This is a genomic window from Caballeronia temeraria, assembly GCF_001544795.2.
Lineage (GTDB): Bacteria > Pseudomonadota > Gammaproteobacteria > Burkholderiales > Burkholderiaceae > Caballeronia > Caballeronia temeraria.
On the sequence record NZ_FCOI02000039.1, the window covers coordinates 34,038 to 57,809 of the forward strand.

The 23,772-nt window shown below is 62.1% G+C and carries 15 protein-coding genes and 3 pseudogenes; 9 read left to right on the forward strand and 9 right to left on the reverse strand.

Features of this window, described 5'->3' with window-relative positions:
* Window positions 1-10: 10 nt before the first annotated feature.
* Both AWB76_RS33655 and AWB76_RS33660 read left to right on the forward strand, forming a co-directional pair.
* A complete protein-coding gene (locus AWB76_RS33655) occupies window positions 11-841 on the forward strand; it encodes a siderophore-interacting protein (protein ID WP_061164421.1) in 831 nt (276 codons plus the stop codon).
* A 104-nt stretch (window positions 842-945) separates the two neighbouring features.
* Complete coding sequence (locus AWB76_RS33660; RefSeq protein ID WP_061164422.1) at window positions 946-2,691, forward strand: IlvD/Edd family dehydratase; 1,746 nt, start codon at window positions 946-948, stop codon at window positions 2,689-2,691.
* A gap of 64 nt (window positions 2,692-2,755) precedes the next feature.
* On the opposite strand, the pseudogene AWB76_RS39680 reads toward AWB76_RS33660, so the two are convergent.
* A pseudogene (locus tag AWB76_RS39680) lies at window positions 2,756-3,169 on the reverse strand (universal stress protein); the annotation flags it as partial.
* 159 nt (window positions 3,170-3,328) lie between these two features.
* Here AWB76_RS39680 and AWB76_RS33670 point away from each other — a divergent pair.
* Both AWB76_RS33670 and AWB76_RS33675 read left to right on the forward strand, forming a co-directional pair.
* Window positions 3,329-4,597: a LysR family transcriptional regulator gene (locus tag AWB76_RS33670; RefSeq protein WP_061164424.1), complete on the forward strand. Its 1,269-nt coding sequence runs from the start codon at window positions 3,329-3,331 to the stop codon at window positions 4,595-4,597.
* A gap of 162 nt (window positions 4,598-4,759) precedes the next feature.
* Window positions 4,760-5,425, forward strand: a complete 666-nt coding sequence (locus AWB76_RS33675; protein ID WP_061164425.1) for an O-methyltransferase — start codon at window positions 4,760-4,762, stop codon at window positions 5,423-5,425.
* 111 nt (window positions 5,426-5,536) lie between these two features.
* Here AWB76_RS33675 and AWB76_RS33680 read toward each other — a convergent pair whose 3' ends face one another.
* Together AWB76_RS33680 and AWB76_RS33685 are read right to left on the reverse strand one after the other, a co-directional pair.
* On the reverse strand, window positions 5,537-7,114 hold the full coding sequence (locus AWB76_RS33680; RefSeq protein WP_061164426.1) for a SulP family inorganic anion transporter: 1,578 nt from the start codon (window positions 7,112-7,114) through the stop codon (window positions 5,537-5,539).
* Between the two features lie 82 nt (window positions 7,115-7,196).
* Window positions 7,197-7,844 (reverse strand): carbonic anhydrase, encoded by a 648-nt coding sequence (locus AWB76_RS33685; protein ID WP_061164427.1) that lies wholly within the window; start codon window positions 7,842-7,844, stop codon window positions 7,197-7,199.
* A 357-nt stretch (window positions 7,845-8,201) separates the two neighbouring features.
* On the opposite strand from AWB76_RS33685, the gene AWB76_RS33690 reads away from it, so the two are divergent.
* Window positions 8,202-9,254: a hypothetical protein gene (locus tag AWB76_RS33690; protein WP_061164428.1), complete on the forward strand. Its 1,053-nt coding sequence runs from the start codon at window positions 8,202-8,204 to the stop codon at window positions 9,252-9,254.
* A gap of 172 nt (window positions 9,255-9,426) precedes the next feature.
* Window positions 9,427-10,740 carry a TAXI family TRAP transporter solute-binding subunit gene (locus AWB76_RS33695; RefSeq protein WP_244173558.1) on the forward strand — a complete coding sequence of 438 codons (1,314 nt, stop codon included), beginning with the start codon at window positions 9,427-9,429 and terminating at the stop codon, window positions 10,738-10,740.
* Here the strand turns inward: AWB76_RS33695 and AWB76_RS39685 are convergent.
* From AWB76_RS39685 to AWB76_RS33710, 4 genes and pseudogenes are all read right to left on the reverse strand, one after another.
* A pseudogene (locus AWB76_RS39685) lies at window positions 10,639-11,091 on the reverse strand (aldo/keto reductase); the annotation flags it as partial. The gene AWB76_RS33695 and the pseudogene AWB76_RS39685 overlap by 102 nt on opposite strands.
* A 143-nt stretch (window positions 11,092-11,234) precedes the next feature.
* Window positions 11,235-12,131 (reverse strand): transglutaminase family protein, encoded by an 897-nt coding sequence (locus AWB76_RS33700; protein ID WP_061164429.1) that lies wholly within the window; start codon window positions 12,129-12,131, stop codon window positions 11,235-11,237.
* Window positions 12,128-14,749: a circularly permuted type 2 ATP-grasp protein gene (locus AWB76_RS33705; RefSeq protein ID WP_061164430.1), complete on the reverse strand. Its 2,622-nt coding sequence runs from the start codon at window positions 14,747-14,749 to the stop codon at window positions 12,128-12,130. Before AWB76_RS33705 ends, AWB76_RS33700 begins: the two co-directional genes overlap by 4 nt.
* 37 nt (window positions 14,750-14,786) lie before the next feature.
* Window positions 14,787-18,227, reverse strand: a complete 3,441-nt coding sequence (locus AWB76_RS33710; protein ID WP_061164431.1) for a transglutaminase family protein — start codon at window positions 18,225-18,227, stop codon at window positions 14,787-14,789.
* 167 nt (window positions 18,228-18,394) lie between these two features.
* Between AWB76_RS33710 and AWB76_RS33715 the strand changes: the two genes are divergently transcribed.
* Complete coding sequence (locus AWB76_RS33715; RefSeq protein WP_061164432.1) at window positions 18,395-19,465, forward strand: zinc-binding metallopeptidase family protein; 1,071 nt, start codon at window positions 18,395-18,397, stop codon at window positions 19,463-19,465.
* 10 nt (window positions 19,466-19,475) lie between these two features.
* On the opposite strand, the gene AWB76_RS33720 is transcribed toward AWB76_RS33715, so the two are convergent.
* The gene (locus AWB76_RS33720) at window positions 19,476-20,471 is read right to left on the reverse strand and encodes an alpha-E domain-containing protein (protein WP_061164433.1); all 996 of its coding nucleotides are present in this window, start codon (window positions 20,469-20,471) and stop codon (window positions 19,476-19,478) included.
* A gap of 72 nt (window positions 20,472-20,543) precedes the next feature.
* On the reverse strand, window positions 20,544-22,016 hold the full coding sequence (locus AWB76_RS33725; RefSeq protein WP_061164434.1) for a circularly permuted type 2 ATP-grasp protein: 1,473 nt from the start codon (window positions 22,014-22,016) through the stop codon (window positions 20,544-20,546).
* A gap of 432 nt (window positions 22,017-22,448) precedes the next feature.
* Here AWB76_RS33725 and AWB76_RS33730 point away from each other — a divergent pair, with 432 nt between their 5' ends.
* Window positions 22,449-23,156, forward strand: coding sequence for a YceH family protein (locus tag AWB76_RS33730; RefSeq protein ID WP_061164435.1), 708 nt, complete (start codon window positions 22,449-22,451; stop codon window positions 23,154-23,156).
* A gap of 3 nt (window positions 23,157-23,159) precedes the next feature.
* Window positions 23,160-23,547: pseudogene (locus AWB76_RS33735) on the forward strand (MnmC family methyltransferase); the annotation flags it as partial.
* Between the last annotated feature and the right edge of the window lie 225 nt (window positions 23,548-23,772).

Sequence of the window (23,772 nt, forward strand, 5' to 3'; positions counted from 1 at the left end):
GCCATAGACGATGACCGATTCCATCCTGCAAGACCGGCCCGATCTCGAAGTCACGCGTGTGCGTCACGCGCTCACATTTCGCCTGGTGCAAGTCACGCGCGTGCAGGCGCTCAATCCGCAATTCGTGCGCGTGACCTTCACCGGCGACTCGCTCGAAGATTTCGTCAGCGCATCGTTCGACGATCACATCAAGCTGTTTTTCCCCGCGCCCGGCGAGACGATGCCCGCGCTGCCGCAAGCGGGCCCCAATGGTCCCGAATTCGATCCATCGAAGCCGCGTCCCGTTGCGCGCGATTTCACGCCGCGCCGTTTCGATCGTGAAGCGCGCGAGCTCGATATCGAATTCGCGCTGCACGAAGCCGGTCCCGCGACGGCATGGGCCGCGCAAGCCGCGCCAGGGCAATATCTCGGCGTCGGCGGACCGCGCGGGTCATTCGTCATTCCGACGCAGTTCGACTGGCATCTCCTGATCGGGGATGAAACCGCGCTGCCCGCCATCGCGCGCCGTCTGGAAGAGTTGCCCGAGGGCACGCGCGTCGCGACGCTCATCGAAGTGGCCGATCCGTCGGCGCGCATCGAATTCGACACACGCGCCGATCTTTACGCGCAATGGCGTTATCGCAACGAAAGCGAGCATCCCGGCGGCGCGTTGTTGCTCGCGCTGCGCGAGACCTATGTGCCCGAAGGCGAAGGCTACGTGTGGGCCGCGGGCGAAGCCACGCTCATGCGCGCGGTGCGCACGCTGTTATGCGATGAACGCGGCATCGACAAGAAGCGCATTCGCGCGTCGGCTTACTGGAAACGCGGCGAACAAGGTGTTCACGAGACTATCGACGGTTGATTCATCGTGCAGGTCACGGGGTCGATGTCGATGACGCACGAGCGCAAGAGGAAGTATCCTTGGCTTCTTCGAGCGCTCAAAACTCATCGACCGGTAATGCACCCATGACCGATACATTCAAGAAAAAGCCCGCGCAATCGGGCGGCCTGCGTAAATCGCTGACGAGCTATGGAGACAGTGGCTTTTCGCTTTTTCTGCGCAAGGCCTTCATCAAAGGTGCGGGCTATACGGACAGCGCGCTCGATCGCCCGGTGATCGGCATCGTCGATACGGGCAGCGCATATAACCCTTGTCACGGCAATGCGCCGCAACTCATCGAAGCCGTGAAGCGCGGCGTGATGCTCGCGGGCGGCCTGCCGATGGACTTTCCGACGATATCCATCGCCGAATCGTTCTCGCAACCGACGAGCATGTATCTGCGCAATCTGATGTCGATCGACACCGAAGAGATGATCCGCGCGCAACCCATGGACGCGGTCGTGCTGATCGGCGGATGCGACAAGACCGTACCCGCGCAATTGATGGGCGCGGCATCGGCGGGCATTCCCGCGATCCAACTGATCACGGGCTCGATGCTCACGGGCGCGCATCGCGGCGAGCGCGTCGGCGCCTGCACGGATTGCAGGCGGTACTGGGGCCGCTTTCGCGCGGAGGAAATCGACGAAGCGGAAATCGCGGCCGTGAACAATCAGCTCGTCGCGAGCGTAGGCACCTGTTCGGTGATGGGCACGGCGAGCACGATGGCATGCATCGCCGAAGCGCTCGGCATGACGGTGCCGGGCGGCGCGTCGCCGCCCGCGGTGACATCGGATCGCATGCGCATCGCGGAGATCACCGGCACGCAGGCCGTGCGGATGGCCCGCGATGATCTCACCATCGACAAGATCCTCACGGCGGAAGCCTTCGAAAACGCGATGCGTGTGCTGCTCGCGATCGGCGGCTCGACAAACGGCATCGTGCATCTCACCGCGATTGCGGGCCGTATGGGTTACGACGTCGATATGAAGGCGCTCGATCGCATCGGACGTGAAACGCCGGTGCTCGTCGATCTGAAGCCATCCGGATCGCATTACATGGAAGACTTCCACAAGGCCGGCGGCATGCATACGCTGTTGCGCGCACTGAAGCCGCTCCTGAATCTGGATACGCTGACGGTGACAGGCCGCACGCTCGGCGAAGAGATCGAGGCGGCAGGTCCCGCGTTCGAGCAGGACGTCGTGCGCCCCTTCGACAAACCGATTTATCCGCAAGGCGGCATCGCGGTGCTGGAAGGCAATCTCGCGCCGGGCGGTGCAATCATCAAGCAATCGGCGGCTGATGCGAAGCTGATGGAGCACGAAGGACGCGCGGTCGTGTTCGAGAACGGCGCGGATCTCGCGGCGCGCATCGATTCCGATGATCTCGATGTCACCGCCGACGATATTCTCGTACTGAAGAACATCGGACCGAAAGGTGCGCCGGGCATGCCGGAAGCCGGTTATATCCCGATTCCGCGCAAGCTGGCGGTAAAGGGCGTGAAGGATATCGTACGCATCTCCGATGGACGCATGAGCGGCACGGCCTTCGGCACCATCGTGTTGCATGTGACGCCGGAAGCGGCGGTCGGCGGTCCGCTCGCGCATGTTCGAACCGGCGACCGCATTCGACTGAGCGTATCGAAACGCGAGATCAGCCTGCTCATCCGCGATGAAGAACTCGCCGAGCGCGCAAAGGACGCGCCGGTCACCGTGCCCAGCGCGGATCGAGGTTATCGCAAGCTCTTCTATGACACGGTGACGCAAGCGGACAAAGGCGTCGATTTCGATTTTCTGCGCGCGACGCAGATGCGGGGCGTGATACCGCGCAGCTAGTCGCAGCGTGCAATGCCATCACGTCCGCAGATTGCGCAACGCACGCGGTCGCGATCAACACTTCGCGATTCGTATGCCGGCACACGGCATTGCGAACGGGACTCACACCGAAGCCGAAGACGCCGCGCTTTTTCGCGCCGAGTATGACGAGATCGGCGTCGATGCGATCGGCTTCATTCGCGATCACGCGGCCGATGCTGCGTCCATCGCGCGGCAGCGTGCGCGTTTGCCAGTGTGCATCGATACCCGCGCGCGCAAGCATCTTTTCACTATTGCGGCGAATCACGAGCGCAAGCTGATGCACGAGCGCGCGCGTGTCGCAAAGGCATTCCATCTGCCAGCCCGCCCACCACGGCGACGATTCGATCACATGAAGCACCGTCAGACGCGCTTTGCTATCGCACGCCCGTTCAATGGCAGTCGACAACGCGGTCTCGCTGAAACTCGGGCCCACGGCGACGAGAATATGCTGGTACATGGCGCAACCCTCCGATCATAGGACGGCCCCGTGTCCGGGCGTCCGCGTTCAATGCATGATGCGATGATCGGCGCTGAGAATTAGCGGAAAGTGAGCGGGCGCCGCCAGAGCCTGTACGATGCGATAAATCAAACTGATGGCCTCCACGCACTCCCTCACATGGACAATCGCGAACTGCTCAACCTCGCGTATCTGCGCGCATTCCGGCTCGTTGCGCAGACTGGAAGCGCCACGCGCGCCGCGGCCGCGCTGTTTCGCGCGCAATCGGCGGTCACTCGCTCGCTGCAGGAACTCGAAGCAGCCGTGGGCGAGACCTTGCTGGAGCGTCGTCCGTCGGGCATGTTGCCGACGCCTGCCGGACGTGCCGTGCTATTGCGCTGCCAGCGCATCTTCGCGGAACTCGAAGAACTGGCGCAATGGTGCGCGACCCGTCAATCGCGCCGCCGCACCGCGACGGCCGGCACGCTTCCTGCGTTTCTGCTGAACACGCGTCGGCTGCAATTGTTCTCCGCGCTCGCGCGTCATCGTCACATGCCGAGCGCGGCGCAAACATTGGGGCTGAGTCAGCCGGCGGTAAGCAGCGCGATCCGCATCATGGAAACGGGCGCCGGCATGCAGTTGTTCTATCGCAGCCCCCGCGGACTGCTGCTCACGAGCGAAGGCGAAACCTTTGTTTTGCACGTGCGGCGCGCGCTCAACGAACTCCGGCATATTCCCGATGATCTCGCCGCGTTGCGCGGCACGATTCAAGGCTATGTCACGGTCGGCGCGCTGCCGCTCGGACGCACGCTGATCCTGCCAGGCGCGATAGCGAAGGTGGCCGCGCAATATCCGGGCGTGCGCATCGTGACCGACGAGAGCGCGTATGAAACGCTCGTCGCTGGACTGCGTGCGGGCGATATCGACTTCGTGCTCGGCGCGCTGCGTCAGAACGATGCGTCGAGCGGTCTCGTCAACGAGCGTCTCATGTCGGAGGATATCGTCGTGATTTCGCGCCGTGGCCATCCGCTCGCGGCTCGAAGCGGATTGACGCTCAAGGATCTGATCGACGCGCAATGGATCCTTCCGCGCAGTCAGGCACCCGCGCGCGGAATGTTCGAAACGCAGTTCAAGCGCTCGAAGCTGAAGCCGCCGATGCCGACCGTCGAAACCGCCGACCTCGCGGTCATTCGCGGCCTTCTGATGGATACGGACATGCTCGCCGCCGTATCCGCGCAACAGTTGCACTACGAATGCGCATCGGGTCAGCTCGTCGTCATGGACATTCCTCTGCAGAACACGCGACGTGACATCGGACTCACGATGCGCGCGGGCGGCACGCCATCGCCGGCCGCGCGTGCATTGATCGATGCGATCCGGCTGACCGTCGATCAGCTCGGACATGAGTTGCGGCGCGACTCGCCGGCGATCGTCAAGACTGTCGTCTGAGGTGCAGAACAGGACAGTGTATGAGCGCAAGTGTGTCACGCTGATTGCGAATCGTTTTCGGAGGCATCTAAATTATTTATCGCGCTCGCGCGTTTTGTGCCGACCGGGACTCGTGTTGTATCTTGTCGTAAGTGCTATTTCCGCAACCGCCGAGGAGATGCAATGAACGAACAGCCATGGATTGCGATGGACGAGTACCTGTGCGATCGAACGCAAGTTCCGGATGAAACGCTCGAAGCGGCGCTGAAGTCCAGCACGGACGCGGGCTTGCCCGCGATCAACGTTGCACCGAACCAGGGCAAGCTGCTGCAGATGCTTGCGCAGCTGCGCGGTGCGCGCCGCATTCTCGAACTCGGCACGCTCGGCGGCTATAGCACGATCTGGCTCGCGCGCGCCCTGCCCGCCGATGGCACGCTGCTCACGCTCGAGGCCGTGGACCATCATGCGGACGTCGCGCGCAGGAATATCGAACGCGCGGGCTTGTCGAGCGTGGTGTCGGTGATCGTCGGCGACGCGGTCGATACCCTCAAGGCCTTCGTGCGCGACGGCATTCCGCCTTTCGATTTCATCTTTCTCGACGCCGACAAGAAAAGCTATCCCGACTACCTGCGCCTCGTGCTGCGGCTGAGCCGGCCCGGCACCGTGATCGTCGCGGACAACGTGATTCGCGGGGGCCGCGTCGCGGAAGTCGATAGCGACGATCTGGACGTGATCGGTGTGCGCACGTTCTTCGACATGCTCGCAGCGGATACGCACGTTTCGTCGACGGCGATTCAGACGGTCGGCAGCAAAGGCTGGGACGGATTTTCGATTTCGATAGTTTCCTGAACGGCGTTCCGGAAAAAATCATCGCGGAGCGTTCCGAATCGAGCGGGTTTTTCGCACACGCACAGGTTCAAAGCGGGCACCGATCTGCGCGCCCGGCTTTTCACGATCCGCTTACTCGGACGACATCTCTCGTCGGCTCAAGCCGAGCCATCTGACGCGCAACGCGGGCATGCCCGATTCCGTGTGAGGAGGAGGCATCTTCCTGCATTCGACATGCATATCGCGAGACGGGGCCGCGGCCACGAACTTGTCGATTTCCTCGCGTACGTCGGCATCGATATGGTCCGCTCGCGAAGCGTCGAAGATCACGGTCGCGCCGTCAGGTATCGCACGCAGATGATGCTTCAACGCGACCTTGCCGAGAAACGAAACGTCCTTGCGGAACGACACCAGATAGTGATCGTCGTGCTGAGCGATCGTGATGGGGCGCTTGAGATTCGCGCGCATGGCAAGCAGGAGACTGCACGCGATGCCGAGCACGATGCCCATCAAAAGGTCTGTCAGCAACACGCCGGCAATCGTCACGATGAACGGCGCAAAACGTTCGATGCCCTGTCTCGCGATGGCCGCGAACAGCGAAGGCTTCGCGAGCTTGAGGCCCGTGAAGATCAGGATCGCCGCGAGACAGGCGAGCGGAATCAGGTTGATCACGCTCGTGAGCGCGAACACGCTCACCAGCAGCAGCACGCCATGCACGAACGACGACCAGCGACTCTGCGCGCCCGCATGCACATTCGCGGAGCTGCGCACGATCACGGACGTGATCGGCAGCGCGCCGATCGCACCGGCCATCATGTTGCCGATGCCCTGCGCCTTCAATTCACGATCGGGATGCGCGGCGCGCTTCTTCGGATCGAGTTGTTCGACGGCCTCGAGGCTCAACAATGTTTCGAGACTCGCGACGATGGCGAGCGTCAACGCAAGCCGCCACACGTCGGGATTCGCGAACTGCGAGAAGTTCGGCAATGCGAGCGCATTCGTGAATGCGGCGAACGACTCGAGCGACGGCAACGCAACGCGATGTTGCGCGGGCGGTGCAAAGCCGGGCGCAAACAGATCGAGCAACAGCGTCACGCCGATGCCGAACGCGACCACCGCGAGCGGCGCGGGCACCGCACGCACGAATGCGAAGCGGCGCATCGCGCGCGTTTCCCAGCCTGCGAGCATCGCGAGCGAGACGATGGCGACCAGGCACGCGGCCATCGATATTGGACCGAACGGCGTGCCGAGCATGCCGGGGCCGCTCGCGGCGGATGCGCCTTGGTTGGCGAAACCTGCGGCGAGCGGAATCTGCTTGATGACGAGCAGAAGGCCGATCGCGGCGAGCATGCCCTTGATCACCGATGACGGCACATAGGCCGCGAAGCGTCCCGCTTTCAGCATGCCGAAGCCGAACTGGATCGCCCCTGAGAGCAGCACCGCGAGCAGAAATGCGGAGAAGCTGCCGAGCCCCGCGATGCCATCGACGACGATCACGATCAGCCCCGCGGCCGGGCCGCTCACGCTCAGTTGCGAGCCGCTCAACAGCGCGACGACGAGTCCGCCGATGATGCCGGACAACAGCCCCGCGAACGGCTCGACGCCGGACGCATTGGCAATGCCGAGGCACAAGGGCATCGCAACCAGAAACACGACTGTGCCCGCGAACATGTCTCGCGGAAAGGTGGCTAGACGGTTACTTGAGTTCATGATTTTTTTGGAACGAGTTGAGGCCTGCGAACGTCGCGAAAGCGACCTCGCATGAGCAGGCGATCGACGGAAAAGAGCGGGCTTAAGCGGCCCGAAGCGACGTGACCTGCGCGCCCGCAGTGTCTTGCGTTTCGCTCGCTTCGACATAACCGGAAGCGAGCACGTTGATGAGGCCGTCATGCAGGCCGAAGATCCAGCCATGCACGAGCGGCGGCTCGGCGCGATCGCACACGATGCTGTGTTGTCGCAAGAGGCGCACTTGTTCGAGTACGCTCAGTTCAGCGAGGCGATTCACGCGCGCATCGAGTTCGGGAAATGCATCGAGCTCGTGCCGATGCCGCTCTCCCAATGCGCAGAGCGGCGCGATCCGGCGATTCACGTGCGGCAAATCGCTCGATTGCGGCAGGAGCGAAGCGCGCACGCCGCCGCATCCGTAGTGGCCGCATACGATCACGTGATCGACTTTCAGCACGCGCACCGCGTATTCCAGCACGCTCATCGTGTTGTCATCGGACGGAGAGAACAGGTTCGCGATGTTGCGATGAACGAAGAGATCGCCGGGGTTGGCGTTCGTCACCGTCTCGGCCGGCACGCGGCTATCCGCGCAGCCGATCCACAACACTTTCGGGCTTTGTCCTTCTGCGAGACGCGCAAAGAAATGCGCATCGGCATGCGCGGTCTCACGTGCCCACGCAATGTTTTCCAGCAGCATTCGTTTCGGTCGATTCATGCACTTCTCTCCAGAACGGGCGCGCCTGAAATGCCGACGCAAGTCATCGAAAAAGGGCCGCATCTACGTTGCAGTGCAGCGAGTTTCTTACGAATTACTTTCGCATGAAAAGTTCAGCGGAATCCAGAGAAAAAAATCAGTTGAATGAATTCCGTTTTTTTTTCGAGCTGTCACATTCACGAAAAAATCATGCGTGCCATCCGCCGGAGACCCGTTCCATAAGGCTCGGGGTGAACTCACCGCGCATGACATGGCGTGAAATAAGTTACGGCGGGACTTCGCAGGACCGCTTCTCTATAGTCACTTCCGTCGCCACACGAAACGCAACGTGGCCTACAGAACCGAGAAGGACATCCCGTGAAAAACAGATCGACTTTCGCTTCAAACGCCCGCGTTGCGTCCGCTTCCGGCGCGGCTTCAGGCAAACGCCGCGTGCGCCAGTTGCTCGTTGTCGCGGCAGCCGCCGCCCTTACCCTCGCGAGCAGCTCGGCCTTCGCCGGCTGGGCGCGCGGCGGCACGGCCTACACGGGCCGCGGCGAATATCAGGGCGCGCACGTCGGCTCCTGCGGCGGCGGCAGCTGCTCGCATGCGGGCGCCGTCGAAAATCCGTGGGGCCGCGTCGGCACCAACTCCGGCACCGTGACGCGCACCGCGCCCGGCCAGTTCTCCAACTCGGGCACTGCCTACGGCCCGAACGGCCGCTCCGTGCAACATGCGGGCGACACGAGCTGCGCTGGCGGCAGTTGCTCGCATACCGGCAGCGCGACCGGCCCGAACGGCAAGACGGCGACCGGCAGCGATACCGTGACGCGCACGGCGCCGGGCCAATACTCGTCGACGGGTTCGGTGACGGGTCCGAACGGCAACACGTCGACGCACTCGGCATCGACGAACTGCGCGGGCTACACCTGCAACCGCTCGGGCACGGTCAACACCGCGAACGGCGGCACCGTCACGCATTCGGGCAGCGCGACGAGCGTCGCACCGGGCGTGGTCACGACATCCGGCAGCGCGACGGTCACGAACGGCTCGCACAGCACGACGGTCGTCGGTGGCGGCACCGTGACGTCGAGCACGACGGTAGTCGCCGGGGCGCCCGTCGTCACCGGAACGACGATCGTCGCCGCGCCCGTGGTCGTGCCGCCGCCCCCGCCGCCTTCGACGACCGTGGTCGTCGCTCCGGCGCCCGTTCCGGTTCCGGTTCCGCCTCCGTCGACGGTCGTGGTCACGCCGCCCCCGCCGCCGCCCGCCAAGGCGGTGTATGTCGCGCCGGCCCCGGCTCCGGTCAAGACGGTGTACGTCGCAGCGCCCCCGCCGCCCGCGAAGACGGTGTATGTGGTCCCGCACCGCGCGGTGTATATCCCGGGCCACTGGGTCGGCCGGTTCTGGATTCCCGCGCACTGGGCATAAGCGGGCATCGAAAAAAAACGGAACGCCGGCGGCAAGCACGCCGGCGTTGTCGTTTTGCGTACGTCCCGCGTTACACTGCAAAGCAACGCCGCTTCCGACACAGGCACGACATGCTCCATGTCTTTCCCGGCACGCAAGCAGTCAAGCACGCACGCTCATGACGAGGCATCGCATGAAGCGTCCGCATCTGCCTCGCGATCATGGACGGAGCGTCCTGCACGACATTACGTGGACGGCCGGTCCCGTCGTGCTGGTCATTGCGATCGTCGTCGCACTCGTCTATTGGCTCGTCGATCCCGCGCCGCCCAAAACCATCACGATGAGCGCGGGTCAGCCCGACAGCTCGTTCTATATCATCTCGCAGGAATACGCGAAGCTGCTCGCGCGCAGCGGCATCACGCTGAAGGTGTTGCCGTCGGACGGCTCCGTGCAGAATCTCCAACGCCTGCTCGATCCGAAGCAGCACGTCGATCTCGCGCTCGTGCAAGGCGGCGTTGCGACTAAGGAACAGGCATCGCAACTGATGTCGCTCGGAAGCGTGTCTTATGTGCCGCTCGTCGTGTTCTATCGAGGCAAAGGGCTCACGCTGCTATCGCAACTCGAAGGCAAGCGCATTGCAATAGGCCGCGAAGGGAGCGGTACGCGCATGCTGTCGCTGAAGCTGCTCGAAGCGAACGGCATCTATCCCGGCGGCGACACGCAGCTCTTGCCGACCGACGGCCTGCAAGCCGCGACACAGCTCGTCAGCAATGAAGCCGATGCGGTCTTTCTCTCTGGCGACTCCGCGACGCGCGGCCTGATGCTGCGCCTCTTGCGCGTGCCCGGCATCTCGGCGATGGACTTCAAGGAAGCAAGCGCCTACACACGTCTATTTCCGTATCTCGACGAAATCGAGTTGCCGCCGGGCGTGCTCGATCTCGGCCGGCGCATTCCGCCTGAGACCGTGCATCTGATCAGCCCGACGGTCGAACTGGTCGCGCGGACGAGCCTGCATCCGGCGCTATCGGATCTGCTCATCGAGGCCGCGCAGGAAGTGCATGGCACGGCCGGTTTGCTGCAGCATGCGGGTCAATTCCCGACGCCCGTCGCGCATGAGTTTCCGATCAGCGAAGACGCGAGCCGTTATTACCGCTCGGGCAAGAGCTTCCTGTATCGCACGCTGCCGTTCTGGATTGCGAATATCGCGGATCGCGCGCTTCTGCTGTTGCTGCCCGTCGCGGTGCTGATCTTTCCTGCGCTGCGGCTCGTGCCCGCCTTGTATCGCTGGCGCGTGCGCTCGCGCATCTATCGCTATTACGGTGCATTGATCGCGGTGGAACGCGGCGCGATGCGCGTCACCAGTGAAGACGAGCGGCGCGCGCTCGTCGTCGAGCTCGACTACATCGCCCGCCTTCACCACATCATGCAGCGCTTCGAGCGTTTCTTCGATCGGCGTCGTGTAGTCCCATCGATGAATCTGATAGAGATCGACATAATCGGTGCCTAGCCGCTTCAGGCTATTGTCGATCTCGTTGAAGATTGCCTTGCGCGACAGCCCCGCGCCATTCGGACCGGGACGCATGCGATTGAAGACCTTCGTTGCGATTACGATGTCGTCGCGTTTCGTGAAATCACGCAGCGCGCGTCCGACGATTTCTTCCGACGTGCCATCCGAATAGGTATTGGCTGTGTCGAAGAAATTGATTCCTGCTTCCAGTGCTTCCTTGATGAGAGGACGGCTCTTTTCTTCGTCGAGCGTCCAGGGATGCGTGCCGCGATCCGGCGCGCCGTAAGTCATGCAACCCAGACAGAGGCGCGACACATCGAGACCGGTAGAGCCCAGTTTCACGTATTCCATCGTGCGAATCTCCTTGCAAAGCGAAAGGCACGCGCTGTAGCTTGCGCATGGCGACGAGACCCTAGACATTAGCGCAGTCTGAGAAGGCGTGCTTTTATCGCTTCGAGAGAGCCGCTATTCTTCGGCTCGATGCATGCCGTGCCTCACAAGGCCAGCACATTCACCGCCACATCCACATGATGCGCGCCGCCGCCGAGAATCATGCCGCGCAATAGCGACACGTCGCTGTAATCGCGCCCGGTCGCAAGCGTGACGTGATCGAGATCCGCGAGCACATCGTTGGTCGGATCGAGATCGATCCATCCGCTTTGCGGACAATGCACGGACACCCACGCATGCGAAGCATCCGCGCCGATCAATCGCGGATGACCCGGCGGCGGATCGTTGCGCAAATAGCCGCTCACATAACGCGCCGGCAGCCCGAGCGCGCGCAGGCAGCCGATCATCACTTGCGAGAAGTCCTGACACACGCCATGACGCAGTTCGAACGCAAGCAATGCGGGCGTATCGAACGCGGTCGCGGACGGCTTGTAGTCGAAGTCCGCGTGAATGCGATGCATCAGGTCGATGGCGCCCGCAACGAGCGGCGTGCCCTTATCGAAGCTCGCTTGCGCATAGGCGCGCAATTCATGATCGAGCGAGATATTGGGCGACGCATAACAGAACTCGCTTTCCGGATAGAACGAGCCACTCGCGCAATAGCGCAGCCTTCGCGCGACCTCTTCCCAAGGCGGTGTGGCATCGGCATCGAGTGTGCTCCAGCGCGGGGTGAGTCGCACCGTGGTTTCACTCGTCATCGAAAGACGTTCGTGCGGTGCATCGAGCGAAAAGTACAGCACGTCGTTGCCGAATGCATCGACGCGGCTATGCACGTAAGACGGCACCGGTTCGATGCGTTCCGTATGCGAGATCACTTGCTGCCACGGGCAATGCAGCGGACGAATTGTCGCGAGATGCTGCGCGATCTCGACGGGCGTCGAATAACGATAGGTCGTGCGATGCGTGACCGCGAGCACGGTGTCGTTCAGGCTCAGACTCATGTCGACACCTGCGCAAGCGTATTCGCGTGACTGAAATAACGCGCGCTGACTTCGTTCGATGCCGCGCCGACCGAAGCAACGAGTTTGTCGCATAACGCCATCAACGCATCATGACGGCCGTCCTCACGCGTTTCGCATAGTGCGGTGAGATCCGGCAATGTATCCGCGTGAACGAGAAGATCCGCGAAACGCGTTGCGTGTGCCCAGCGCGCGCCGCCCGCAGCGGCCGCGATCTCATCGAGCTTCGTGCGCAGCCGCGCATACACGCCATAGAGTCCGCGCGGGTTGGTTTGATCGACGACGATCAGATCGATCAGCGCCGGCACTTCGAGCCTTCCCGGATACAGCGAACGATACGTGAGCGTGCTGTCGAAGAGCTGCAACAGCAGATCGAAACCCGCCGGCGATGCAAGCGTGCCGCGCTCGGCGACCACGTGCAGGATCGTGGCCATCGTCGAGACGCGTTCGATGTGCCGTCCGATGAACAAAAGCCGCCACGCTTCGTCGCGCGTCATGCGATCGCCTTGCGCGCCGCTGATCGCGGACAGTTGCGTCGCGAGCTGTTCGAGCGCGCCCGCAAGCATCAGTCGATCGTAATCGCGGCCGATGCGCACCGTGTCATCATCGGCGGTATCGCTCTCCACGAGACGCGCGAGTGCATCGCGAAAGTCGTTGCGCGACGCGAGAATCGTGCGCCAGTGATCCGTCGAAAGCCGGTCGCGTATCTCACCGCATGCACGCGCCTGATCCGCGAGATTGCTGCCGATGCTCGTCGCTCGGCTCGATTCAGGCAGCCCGGCGACCAGCACGCGTTCGAACGCCTGCGGCGTGCTGCGTGCGAGCGTATCGACCGATGGAATCAGTCCGCATTGCGATGCGAGTTCCACGAGCGTCGGAAAGAGTTCTTCCGCGTCGTTGCCATCGAGCATGCCGAGCAAAAGCCGGCATAAGCGCACGTTGTTTTCCGCGCGCTCACCGTAACGCCCTGCCCAGAAGAGGTTCTCCGCAGCGCGGCTCGACACGATGCGATTCTTGCGCAACTCGCCCGGCTTCATCGGCGTAGGGCCCAGCGAGACTGCGCCGCCTGGCTGACTCGACATCACCCATGTATCGACGCTGCTGCCGCCGAACTGCATCGACACGGTCGCGCGCTTGTCGGCCGCGAGTCGAGTGAAGCCGCCGGGCATCACGCTCCAGGTTCCGTCGATGTTGGCGATCGCATACGCGCGCAACACGCAGGGACGCGAGCCGAGCGCGCCATCATGAAAGCGCGGCGCTGTGGAAAAAGGCAGATTCTCCTGCACCGTGAATACATCTGGCGCACGTTCGATACGCTCGCGCCATGCGGCTAGCTCCTGCACGCCCGCATCGATGCCCGGTGCGTGATCGGCTTGCGGACCGGGCCATGTCGGCGCAATGAGCGCGCTGTCGATGCGCTCGAAGACTTCGCGACGCGCTGCTTCCTCGCCGCACCACCATGTCGGCACGGTCGGCAATTCGAGCGTTTCATCGAGTAACGCTTCCGCAATGCCCGGCAGAAATGCATTGAGCGCAGGCGATTCCGTGAAGCCCGCACCCGGCACGTTCGACACCATCACGTTGCCCGCGCGCATCACCTGCAAGAGGCCCGGCACGCCGATGGTCGAGTCCGCGCGCAACTCGACGGGATCGCAGAACGCATCGTCGAGCCGCCGCAATACCGCATGCACGCGCGAGAGTCCGGCCAGCGTCTTCAGATAGAGCTTGTCGTGCCGCACGGTGAGGTCCTTGCCTTCGACGAGCGTCACGCCGAGATAACGCGCGAGAAACACATGCTCGAAGTAAGTCTCGCTGAACGGGCCCGGACTCAGTAACGCGATATGCGGCGCATCGTTCGATGCATCGCTGCGGCCGTCTTCGTCATCGCGCATCGTGGCACGCGCCGCTTGCGCGATCGTCGCGATGAGTTGCGAATAGGTCGCGGCGAGACGGCTCACACGCATCGCGCGAAATGGATCGGCGAACAGGCTCGAGACGATCAGTCTGTTTTCGAGCGCGTAGCCGAGCCCCGAAGGCACTTCGGTGCGATGCGCGACGACCGTCCACGCGCCCGATGGCGCACGCGCGAGATCGACAGCAACGATTTGCAGAAAACGGCCTAACGGCGGCATAAAGCCCTTCACCGCTCGCAAATAGCCGGGATGCCCGAACACCAGCGCGCCCGGCAGCAGCCCCCGATGCAGCAAGGTCTGCGGGCCGTACACATCGGCGACGATCGCTTCCATCAGACGCGCGCGCTGTGCAACGCCGCGTTCGATCACCGCCCATTCCTCTTCGTCGATGATGAGCGGCAAGAGATCGAGCGACCACGCGCGCGGCTTGCCGTTATCGGCGTAGACGTTATACGTGATGTCGTTGTCGCGCACTTGCTGCGCGACGGCGGCCACGCCATCGTCGAGGCGCGCAATGCCGGGCTCGTCGAGCAACTCGAAGAACTGCCGCCACGGCTCGCGCAACTGTCCCGCTTCGTCGCGCAGTTCGTCCCAATGCCCTTCGCGCGCGGGCAGCGTGCGCAGCAGCGCGAGCGCATCGATGCGTGCCGCGCCGATGTCGAAGGGCAAGGTCGATTGATAGGCCAATGTCGTCTCTGTGCTTTATTCGAATGATGATTGCAAGTCAACGATAACGCAGGTCGAGCGTGAACGGAAATTCGAGGCTGCGTTCACGGGCTTCGACTTGCATCGCGCCTGGCGTGTGACCCGTCGCGAAAAATCGCGCACGCCTGCGGCTTTCCGCTTCATACGCATTGACCGGGAACGTCTGATAGTTGCGCCCGCCCGGATGCGCGACGTGATACTGACAGCCGCCGATCGCGCGTCCCGTCCATGTATCGACGATGTCGAATGTGAGCGGCGCGTGCACGTCGATGGTCGGATGCAGCGACGCAGCCTGACCCCACGCACGAAAGCGCACGCCCGCGACGTATTCGCTCACGCGTCCTGTCGGTTGCAGCGGCAGCGTCTCGCCGTTCACGGTCACGATATGCCGATTACCGTTCAACCCGAGCGCGCGCACTTCGAGACGTTCGACGGACGAGTCGACAAAACGCACCGTCCCGCCGATCGCGCCCTCCTCGCCCATCACGTGCCACGGTTCGAGCGCGTTGCGAATCGTGAGCGCGATGCCGTTCGTATCGTATGCGCCGACGAGCGGAAACCGGAACTCGAAGTGCGGCGCGAACCAGCTTCGCTCGAATGCGAAGCCCGCATCGCGCAGATCGGTGAGTACGTCGTCGAAGTCCATCTGCACGAAAGTGCCGAGCATGAAGCGGTCATGCAGTTCGGTGCCCCAACGCGTGAGACGGGCCGTATAGGGCGTCTCCCAGAAGCGCGCGACGAGCGCGCGCAACAGCAGTTGCTGCACAAGACTCATGCGCGCATGCGGCGGCATTTCAAAGCCGCGCAGTTCGAGCAGACCGAGCCGGCCGGTGGGCCCGTCGGGCGAATACAGCTTGTCGATGCAAAACTCCGCGCGGTGCGTGTTACCCGTCACATCGATGAGGATGTTGCGCAAGATGCGGTCGATGAGCCACGGCGGCACGGTTGCATTGCCGCGTCCGCCGAGCAGATCGAGTTGACGTTGCAGCTCGGCGAACGCGATCTCGAGTTCATAGACCTGATCGTTGCGCGCTTCATCGACGCGCGGAGCCTGACTCGTGGGACCAATGAAGAGCCCTGAAAACAGCATCGACAGGGACGGATGGTTATGCCAATACGCGATGAGGCTCGCGAGCAGATCCGGACGTCGCAGGAAAGGACTGTCGGCGGGTGTCGCGCCGCCGAGCACGAAGTGATTGCCGCCGCCCGTGCCGGTATGCCGGCCGTCAAGCATGAATTTCTCCGGGCTTAAGTACGATTCGTGCGCCGCGTTGTAGAGAAACTCGGTGTGCTCGACGAGATCGTTCCAGTTCGCGGCCGGATGAATGTTCACTTCGATCACGCCGGGATCGGGCGTCACCTGCAGCATCTTCAGACGCGCATCGCGTGGCGGCGGATAGCCTTCGACGATCACGGGAATCTTCAGATCGGCGGCGGTCGCTTCGATGGCCGCAAGGAGGTCGAGATAGTCGTCGAGCGCGGTAAGCGGCGGCATGAAGACATGCATCAGCTTGTTGCCGTTGCCGAGCTTTTCGAGGGCTTCGGCTTCCGCTTTCGGCCCGGCGGCGCGCGAGGGGTCGCGCGCTTCCACGCAGACCGCAGTGCGTGCGATCCAACCCGCCGACTCGCCCCGCTGAGGAACGCGCTCACGCTCGCGCCCGTCGCCGGACGCCGGGGCATACCGATTTCCGACCGCGCCGGCATTTTGCATGCGTGATTCATTATCCAAATCCGTATATTGCATGCGTAATTCAGTCGCCGTGCGCAACGGGATGGACGGCGCGAACGGGTCGTGCGCGTGCTGCCACGGATAATCGTTTTCGGACACCCACGGCAGCGAGTCGAGCGGCAGGCGGTAGCCCATCGGCGAATCGCCTGGGATCAGGTACATGCGCTCGTCGCGGAAGAACCACGGACCGCTCGTCCAGTGACCCGGCTGCATCGCGGGACCGTCCTCGCGCGCGATCGGGAGCGCGTAACCCGTGATCGACGGGAGGCCCGCATCGAACACGCGGCGAAGGCGCGCGCGTTCGAGTTCATCGTCGAGGCGCGAATCGAACGGATCGACGTTCACCGGCAAACGGCGTTCGCGCCACAGGTAATACCACGTGTCCTCGTATGCGGGTTGAATGTATTTTGAATCCAAAGACAGCTTGCCCGCGAGATGCCGAATGAAACGCGCGGCATCATCCGCCGTGTACGACGCAGTCTGACGCTCGTCCGCAAAGAGCGACGGATCGTGCCAGCACGGTTCGCCGTCCGCGCGCCAGAACAGCGACAGCGCCCAGCGCGGCAATTGCTCGCCGGGATACCACTTGCCCTGTCCGATGTGAAGGAAGCCGCTCGCGCTGTACTGTGCGCGCAGCTTGTCCATCAACGAAACCGCGTAGGCGCGCTTCGTCGGACCGAGCGCGTCGGTGTTCCATTCCGGCTCGTCGCGATCGCGAACCGAGACGTAAGTCGGCTCGCCGCCCATGGTGAGCCTCACATCCGATGCGCTTAACTGTGCGTCCACCCGTTCGCCCATGCGCAGCACCGCGCTCCAGTCTTCTTCGCTGTAGGGCTTCGTCACGCGCGGCGTTTCGAGCACGCGCTCGATCGACATCGTATGGGCGAATTCGACCTCGGATTTGTCCACCGCACCCGAAACCGGCGCGGCGCTGTCCGGTTCCGGCGTGCAGGCGACGGGGATATGTCCCTCGCCAGCGAGCAAGCCGGATGTCGGGTCGAATCCGATCCAGCCCGCGCCCGGCAGAAACACTTCGCACCAGGCATGCAGATCGGTAAAGTCGACTTCGGTGCCGCTCGGGCCGTCGAGCGACTTCGTATCCGGTGCGAGCTGCAACAGGTAACCCGAAACGAAACGCGCCGCGAGTCCCAGATGACGCAGCGTCTCGACGAGCAGCCAGCCCGAATCGCGGCACGAGCCCGCCGCGCTTTCGAGCGTTTCCTCCGGCGTCTGCACGCCCGGCTCCATACGGATCAGATAGCGAATCTCTTGTGAGAGCCTCTGATTGAGCGCGACGAGAAAATCGATCGTGGCACTCGGCGAGCGATCGATACTTTCGACGAATGCGGCAAATCGCGGCGTGAGTTCGCGCTTGACCATGTAAGGCGCGAGATCGTGCAGCAACTCGGGCGCATACGCGAATGGGAATTTTTCGGCGGCCGGTTCGAGAAAAAAATCGAACGGGTTATAGACGGCCATTTCAGCGACAAGATCGACCGTCACCTTGAATTCGCGCGTTTTCTCGGGGAAAACTAGCCGTGCCTGATAGTTCGCGAACGCGTCCTGCTGCCAGTTGATGAAATGATCCTCGGGCTCGACGCGCATCGAATACGACACGATGGGTGTGCGGCAATGCGGTGCCGGCCGCAAGCGGACGACTTGCGGCGACAGACCAACGAGGCGGTCATAACGATAATGCGTGACATGGTTCAACGCGACACGGATGGACACACCGGACTCCTTTGCTCAATTGACGCCGCGCACGCAATACGCGCTGCAACGCGTTTTCTGTTTGTCATGGAAAAGGCGGCTCGCTTACGGCACGATGTTTGCGACTGCATCGCCGACAGCGCGCACACGGGAACATCGCGCCACTCCATTTCCGCCGACCACACACGATGAAGACTTTTCACTGCAACCGCTGCAACCAGCTCGTGTTCTTCGAAAACACGCATTGCGAAAACTGTGGTGCGCGGCTCGGCTACGTGCCCGACATCAATCAGGTCAGCGCCTTCGAGGACACCGAAGATGGCCGCTGGCGCAGCCTGCATCCGCTCGCGAAAGACCTTCTCTACAGGCCGTGCCATAACTACGTGGTCGAGAACGTCTGCAACTGGGTCGTCCCCGCGCCCGACGTCAATACATCCGACGCGCTCTGCTGCTCTTGCCAGTTGACGAGCACCATTCCCAACCTCTCGAATCCGGAAAACCGCCTCTACTGGTATCGCATCGAGGCTGCAAAGCGCCGGCTGCTGTACACGTTTGCGGAACTGGGCCTGCCCGTGAAGTCGCGACAGGAAGATCCCGAGCGCGGCCTCGAATTTCAGTTTCTCGAAGCCGATGCACAGGGTCACGGCGTCATGACGGGTCATAACAACGGCATCATCACGCTCAACATCGCCGAAGCGGACGACGCTCATCGCGAGAAAACACGCTCTTCGCTGCACGAGCCGTATCGAACGTTGCTCGGTCATTTTCGCCATGAATCCGGGCACTATTTCTTCGATCGCCTGATCGCCGATACCGCTCGCATCGCTCCATTTCGCACCGCATTCGGCGACGAACAAGCCGATTACGCCGCCGCGCTCGATCGCCATTACCAGGAAGGCCCGCCCCCTCGATGGGAAGACAACTTCGTCAGCGCCTATGCCACGATGCATCCGTGGGAAGACTGGGCGGAGACCTGGGCGCATTACCTGCATATCGTCGATACACTCGACACCGCCGTTTCGTGCGGCCTCGTGCTCGTGCCCGATAGTCCGCATGAGCCGACACTTACCGACCAGACGCCGGTGGAAGAAACCACGTTCGATAACCTGATGAAACGCTGGTTTCCGCTCACTTACGTTCTGAATAGTTTGAATCGCAGTCTCGGCATGCCGGACGGTTATCCGTTCACGCTTGCGCCGCCTGTCGTCGACAAGCTTCGCTTCGTGCATCGCGTCGTCGCGGCGGCCGCCAAGCGCTGAAAGCACGCGTTCAGCCTTTGCTTTGCGATTGAGACTGCGATTGCGTTTGTATCGGCGGCTCCGGGGCAATCGGCAATAAAAAATCGCGGCTTACGCGGCCCGCAAGATCGTTCACGCGCGCAAGGAAATCCACGAGATAAGCGTGCAGCCCGCCTCTCAGGATGTCGACGATGCGCCCGTTCTTCAGTTCCGAACTCAATTGCGCCGCGAGCCGCGCCGCTTCCGTGTCGCGTGCTTTCGTCACCTGCCCGATCAACTGCTCCACCTCGGCGATGCTCGCCGCGAGCGAACGCGGCCAGTCGCCATAAAGGATGAGCAGACCCGCCACGCGTTCCGGCGTAATGACATCGCGATAAACCCGCCGATACACCTCAAAGCCCGACACCGATCCAAGCACCGCGACCCAATGGTGATAATCGAACGGTTGTGCGGATGTATCCGCGCGCTGCTCCATCATTTCGAACTTGACGTCGAGAATGCGCGCTGTATTGTCCGCGCGTTCGATGAACGTGCCGAGGCGCATGAAATAAAACGCATCGTCCTTGACGAGCGTGCCGAGCTGCACGCCACGCGAAAGATGCGAGCGAAACTTCACCCATTCGAAGAACGTATAGGGCTCTCGCTCGAGAATGCCGTCGGCGAGCATGCGTTGGCAGTCGAGCCATGTCGTGTTGAGCGATTCCCATAACTCGCTATTGGTCGAGCTGCGCACGGCGCGCGCGTTCTCGCGAGCGGCGCGCAAACAACTGACGATAGACGACGGATTCGACAAATCACGCGCCATGAAGTCGATCACATCGCGGCTTTTCATGCCGTGATGCGCGGCGGAATAGATGCCGCTCAATTCGGATATCGACAGCATCGCGCGCCAGCCCAGCTCCGCATATTCATCGGATTGCGGCAACAGCGAGAGCTGATAGTTCGCATCGAGCATCCGGGCGGTGTTTTCGGCGCGTTCGGTATAGCGCGCCATCCAGAAGAGATGATCCGCGGTACGGCTCAGCATGGGTGTTCCCGGTTTGTTTGTCGTTGTCTTTGGTGACGCAGCGCTTTCTTCAGGACTTCGGCTTCGCGATCCCTAGCGTTCCAATACCCACGTATCCTTTGTGCCGCCGCCTTGCGACGAATTCACGACAAGCGACCCTTCGCGCAGCGCCACCCGCGTCAGACCGCCCGGCACCATGCGCACTTCAGTGCCAGACAACACGAACGGACGCAAGTCGATGTGACGCGGCGCGATGCCCGCTTCGACATAGGTCGGACAGGTCGACAGCGCGAGCGTCGGTTGCGCGATGTATTTCTCCGGATGGGCTTCGAGCACCGCGCGAAACTCCGCAATTTGTGCCGCGGTAGAAGCCGGGCCGACCAGCATGCCGTAACCGCCCGCGCCATGTGTCTCTTTCACGACGAGTTCGGGCAAATGATCGAGCACGTACTTGAGATCGTCGGGCTTGCGGCACATCCACGTCGGCACGTTGTTGAGAATCGGCTCTTCGCCGAGATAGAAGCGCACCATGTCCGGCACATACGGATAGATCGACTTATCGTCCGCGATGCCGGTGCCGACCGCATTGCACAAGGAGACATTGCCCGCGCGATAAGCGGCGATCAATCCGGGCACACCGAGCGCGGAATCCGGGCGGAACACCAGCGGATCGAGAAAGTCGTCGTCTACACGGCGATAAATCACATCGACGCGTTGCGGCCCTTGCGTCGTGCGCATATACAGATAATCGTTCTCGACGAAAAGATCCTGCCCTTCGACGAGTTCGACGCCCATTTGCTGCGCGAGAAACGCGTGCTCGAAATAGGCGGAGTTATACATGCCCGGTGTCATGACGACGATGGTCGGATTCTCGACGGCCGCGGGCGCGGCCGCGCGCAAGGTATCGAGCAGCAAGTCCGGATAATGCGCCACCGGCGCCACGCGATTGCGCGCAAAGAGATCCGGAAAAAGCCGCATCATCATCTTGCGGTTTTCGAGCATGTACGAAACGCCCGACGGAACACGCAGGTTATCTTCCAGCACATAGAACTCGCCCTGTCCCGCCCGCACGATATCGATGCCCGCGATATGCGCATAGATATCGCGGGCGACATCGACGCCGCGCATCTCCGGCCGATACTGCGCGTTGCCGAGTATCTGCGCCTCGGGAATGATGCCCGCGCGAATGATGTCCTGCTTGTGATAGATATCGTGGATAAAGCGATTGAGCGCGTTCACGCGCTGCCGCAACCCGCGCTCCAGTGCGCGCCATTCTTCAGCCGGAAAAATGCGCGGAATGACGTCGAAGGGAATCGTGCGCTCGGGAATGATGCCGGGCAGATCGCTCGTTCCATAGACCGCGAAAGTGATGCCGACGCGCCTGAAGTTAAGGTCCGCTTCCGCGCGCTTGATGTCGATCTGCTGCTCGCTCTGCGCCGAAAGCCAGGTCATGAAATCGCGGTAGTGCGTGCGTGGAACGCCCACGCCGCGAAATGCCACCGCCGACACGCCGCGCGCCTCCAGATCGTTGCGCTCGAACATCTCGTTGAAGAATGCTTGCGTCATAGCCGGTCTTCCAAATGAAGTGCATGCCGGGGGTGGCGATTCCCCTTCGCTCGTATTCCTGGTTGCACTCGCAAACGCTTGAAGAGCCCGAAAGACGCGACATATCCGACAACATGGATACGCCGATAGGCGACCTCGAAGCGCGATGCTCTTTCGTCTGTCACACCATTTTCGTGTGGAGCATCGATTGCGCGGGCAGCCCAGTGCCATTAGAGAAAAAGCAACTTCAATGCCAATGATCTAAGCGATTCGCCTCCTTGTTTAAAGCCTGTTTCGCGCTGACGTTTCGCGTCGTCCGCACCAAAACAGCGCATTGCCACTACGCGTTGCACAGCCGGCGGATGAAATTCATGCTGCATGACGGTGCGTGGATGACTGGAATCGGCGGCGGCGCCGGTATCATAGGCGTCTCACCGCAAGTCATTCACGCCTATGAACACGCCCTCCGAAGCCGCACCCCGTCCCGCTTTGCGCGAACTCACCCCACTCGAAGCACGCGTGTTGGGCGTGCTCGTCGAGAAACAGCATACCGTGCCGGACACTTATCCTCTTTCGTTGAATTCCCTAACCTCGGGATGCAATCAGAAGACGGCCCGCTCGCCCGTAATGAACGTGAGCGAGGACGAAGTGCTGACGACCATCGATGGCCTTAAGCGCCTGAGCCTCGTCATCGAAGGAAGCAGCAGCCGCGTGCCGCGTTTCGAACATAACGTGAACCGCGTTCTCGGCGTGCCGAGCCAGTCGGTCGCTCTGCTCGCCACGCTGTTCCTGCGCGGTCCGCAAACAGCGGCGGAACTGCGCGCGAATAGTGCGAGACTGCATTCGTTTGCGGACATATCATCGGTCGAAAGCTTTCTCGATGAACTCGCCGCAAACGATCCGCCGCGTGTCGTGAAGCTTTCTCGCACGCCCGGCGAGCGCGAAAGCCGCTGGATGCATTTGCTTTGCGGCGAGGTGAGCATAAGCGATATGCCCGCGCGCGAGACACAAGGCGGCGAGTCCTTTTCGCTTTCCGAATTCGAATCGCTGAAGTCCGAGCAAAAGCGCCTTGCCCATGAAGTCGTGCAATTGCGCGCGATCGTTCAAAAGATGGCGAGTGAACTGGGCATTACGCTCGATCAACCATCGCCCGATGCGTGATTCATGGATGAGCCGCTGATATCGGCACCGCTCGTGTTCCGCGACGACGGCACGCCGTACTCGCGCGACACGACGACATCTATCACAGCGCGGCGGGCGCGATGGCTCAGGCGCGCCATGTCTTTCTCCGTGGCAACGGACTCCCCGCGCGATGCGGCCAATCTCTTGCCGCTCATGGGATTTATCTCGACGGCTTTGCGCCGGCCAGAATCCAGACCTGTGGACACCCGCCGTCTTCGCTTCACTGGCGCGCATGGCCAGAGAGGATGCGACGTTCGCTACCTTCACCGGCGCGGGCATGGTCAAACGCGCGCTGGTCGAACATGGGTTCGACTATCGCAAAGTCACGGGCTTTGGTGGCAAGCGTGCAATGCTCGTCGGCAGGCGAGCAGAATTGCTAAGCGTCACTGCTTCGTAAACATCAGTCTATTTTATTTGAAGGCTCTATTTCGGCAGAAATAGCGGCAAATAGCCCATTCGGAAATGGGCCGAAAGTAATGCGTAAGTCTGCCTCTGCACAAGGTCCTCTCCTCTTTTAACAGGCCGCTGAAATACACTCGAGCTGAAGCGGCCTCGCTCCAATCACAAGGCTTTCGCCGCGAGGTTTTCGCATTGT